The 2,840-nt window shown below is 67.0% G+C and carries 5 protein-coding genes; 4 read left to right on the top strand and 1 reads right to left on the bottom strand.

Annotated elements, in window-relative coordinates; translation table 11 throughout:
* The 4 genes from GT358_RS16245 to GT358_RS16230 all read left to right on the top strand — a co-directional run.
* A partial coding sequence (locus GT358_RS16245; RefSeq protein ID WP_208103587.1) for a Mu-like prophage major head subunit gpT family protein occupies positions 1-504 on the top strand: 504 nt, incomplete at its 5' end.
* The gene (locus GT358_RS16240) at positions 504-713 is read left to right on the top strand and encodes a phage head-tail joining protein (protein WP_166583678.1); all 210 of its coding nucleotides are present in this window, start codon (positions 504-506) and stop codon (positions 711-713) included. The genes GT358_RS16245 and GT358_RS16240, both read left to right, overlap by 1 nt.
* Positions 714-716: 3 nt before the next feature.
* Positions 717-1,061, top strand: a complete 345-nt coding sequence (locus tag GT358_RS16235; RefSeq protein WP_166583677.1) for a DUF2190 family protein — start codon at positions 717-719, stop codon at positions 1,059-1,061.
* Positions 1,062-1,170: 109 nt separating this feature from the next.
* Positions 1,171-2,385: a hypothetical protein gene (locus tag GT358_RS16230; RefSeq protein ID WP_166583676.1), complete on the top strand. Its 1,215-nt coding sequence runs from the start codon at positions 1,171-1,173 to the stop codon at positions 2,383-2,385.
* Between the two features lie 7 nt (positions 2,386-2,392).
* On the opposite strand, the gene GT358_RS16225 is transcribed toward GT358_RS16230, so the two are convergent.
* Positions 2,393-2,626 (bottom strand): hypothetical protein, encoded by a 234-nt coding sequence (locus GT358_RS16225; protein ID WP_166583675.1) that lies wholly within the window; start codon positions 2,624-2,626, stop codon positions 2,393-2,395.
* Positions 2,627-2,840: the final 214 nt, after the last annotated feature.

Here is a 2,840-nt window from a genome sequence, read left to right as displayed (position 1 = left end):
GAGGCGGGCAGCGGCAACGGGCCGACGCTGTCGGACGGCAAGACGCTGTTCCACGCCGATCACGGCAACAAGGCCGGCACCGGCGCGGTGATTTCGGGTGCGACGCTCTCGGCGGCCCGGCTGGCACTGCGGATCCAGAAGGGTATCGAGGATCGCACGATCCGCGTGACGCCCCGCAACCTGCTGGTGCCGCCTGCGCTGGAGACCACGGCAGAGAAGTGGTTGGCCAGTATCGCGCCTGCCACCGCCGCGGATGTGAACCCGTTCTCGGGGTCGCTGTCGCTGGTGGTCGAGCCGCGCCTGTCCTCGGCCACCCGCTGGCACGTCACCGCCGATCCCGGCGAGATCGACGGTCTCGAGTTCGCCTATCTCTCCGGCGCGGAGGGTCCGCAGGTCGAGAGCCGGTCGGGTTGGGACGTGGACGGCGTGGAGATCCGGGTGATCCTCGATTTCGGGGCGGGCTTCATCGACCACCGCGGCTGGTTCATGAACGCAGGCGCGTGATGGCCGACCTCGCCCAGCTCACCGCCTGGCGGGACGCCCTGATGGCCGCGCGCTACCGGGGCGTCCGCACCGTCGAATACGACGGCAAGCGCATCACCTACGCGAGCGACGCCGAGATGGCCGCCGCGCTCGCGGACCTCAACCGGCAGATCGCGGGCGCCGCGGGGCGCGTCTCCGTCGTCCGCATCCAATCCTCGAAAGGGCTCTGAGCCATGAAGACCTACATCCAGAACGGCCACCTGATCACCGTGCCCACTCCCGCGGGCGGCATCGCCTCGGGCGACGCGCTGATCGTCGGCAGCATCTTCGGCATCGCCGCCTATTCCTCGGCCGAGGGCGAGCCGGTCGAACTTTCCACGACCGGCGTGTTCCAGATGCCGAAGGCCAGCGCCGCAGTGCTGACCGTCGGCGCGCGCGTCGCGTGGGACAACACCGCGAAGCAGGTCAACGCGCCTGGCACCGGGCGCTTCCCCATCGGGGTCGCGGTCGAGGCTGCCGAGACCGGCGTCACCAGCGTCGTGGTGCGGCTGGATGGAATCGCGACGGCGGCAGCGTGATCGCGCGGGCAAATCGCGTCGGCGGCTACAACGCGTTCGGATTTCCGGTTTCGGCTGCCATTCCTCGATCCTACTCTGGGCCCGGAAGACGAATCTTTTGGGCCTTTTCATGGACGGCGGAACGACACGAACAGCAAAGGACCTCTCCCGCGAGGAGCTCTATGCGCTCGTATGGGAACGGCCGCTCAATCGTGTCGGCCCGGAACTTGGTCTCGACGGCCCGCGTCTCGCCAAGCTCTGCGGCAAGCGCCAGGTGCCTTATCCGCCTCCGGGATATTGGCAGAAGAAGGCTGTGGGCCGGGCCCCTGCGCCTACGCCCTTGCCCGCGGAAGAAGTCGTCGCCGTCAAGGAGACCGCCCCTCGTACATCGCGCGCGCCTCGACCGACGGTCGTAGCACCAAAGAGGCCCTCGGCGGTGTCGCCATCGGTAGAGGCGCGCGCACCTGAACCTCCGTCCATCCCGGACGCCAAGGAGACCGAGAAGGACGACGGGCTGGATCCACTCGACGGGCTGCACCCGAAGATCAAGGCGTGGATCGCGGAGCATAAGCGCGAGCAAAAGGAGCACGCGCAGGAGAACCGGCGACGGAGGAACGACATCTGGTCCTGGGGCAAGTCCCTCCTGGACGATCTCACGCCGCGCGATCTGTATCGCTTCCGGGCCAGCAGCTCGCTCTGCCGCGCCATCGAGGCGGCGGGCGGCCGCGTCAAGGAGGCCGACATTCACGGCAAGCTGACCTTTACCGTCGGGGGGCGGGACATGGAGTGCATGGTGAAGGAGAAGATGTCTCGGCCGATCAAGCGACCGGAAGGTGAAGCCGCGAAGTGGACGGCCTATCCGCATCACCACAATTCGGGGCTGACCTCATCGGGATTCCTCAGGGCGCAGATCAGCACATGGCTTCCGGGCGAGCAGCCGCAGTGGATCGAGAGCCCGAGGAAGCCGTTCTCGCAGTTGATCCCGGCAATCGTGGAAACGGTCGTGGCGAGCGTTCCACGCCTGATCGAGTGGGAGCGCAAACGCGAGGAGGACCGTCGTCGCTATCAGGAGGCGGAGCGGCGCCGGTGGGAGTTGCGACGGCTCAAGGAGATCGATGACGCGCGCTGGAGTCGCTTCCGGTCTGCGGCGACGAACTGGAAGGAGAAGCAGCTTCTCGATGCGTTCATCGCCGAGCTTGAAGCGCGGCTGGCATCCGAAGGGAATCATGCCATCGGGGAGAAGACGACCACCGAGTGGCTTGATTGGGCGAAGGACCGTGCCGCGGAGCTCGATCCTTTTGCCGAGGGGCTGGTCGGGCTGTTTCGCGATGTGCAGCGTCCTTGAGGGCCCATCATGCTTCGGCGCCGCGCCGTGGGGCGTGTTCCCCCTCAGCGTAGATCGCATCCGTGATGCGGTTCAACAGCACAGCGTGGTCAGCGAGGGCCGTGACATGGCCCCAGTTCACGTCCTCGGGGCTGGCGAAGAAGCGGTCCTCGCTGGCGGCGCGGATGCGGTCGATGGCAGCGTCGATCTCGGCCTTGCGCGCGATGAAGGCGGCGAGCGCGGCGTCGTTGGTCTTCGGCATGGGGTGGCCTCCCGTGGTGGTGTCGGGGACCATCAGGCTCGCGGGCGCGTCTCGATCAAGCGGAGAATGCTGTGCGACTCGGCGCCATGCGTTGACACGGGCCGCCGGGGTTTTGTTGACACAGTGTTGACACGGGCGTGCAACGCAGAAAGCCTCCCGCGAGGGAGGCTTTTAAGATGCTGTATTCTTTGATATTTTTGGTTGCGGGGGCAGG

It is taken from the genome of Rubellimicrobium sp. CFH 75288 (genome assembly GCF_009904055.1).
Classification (GTDB): domain Bacteria; phylum Pseudomonadota; class Alphaproteobacteria; order Rhodobacterales; family Rhodobacteraceae; genus Rubellimicrobium.
Note: the sequence above shows the minus strand (reverse complement) of the source record. Positions and strands in the feature narration are given on the sequence as shown.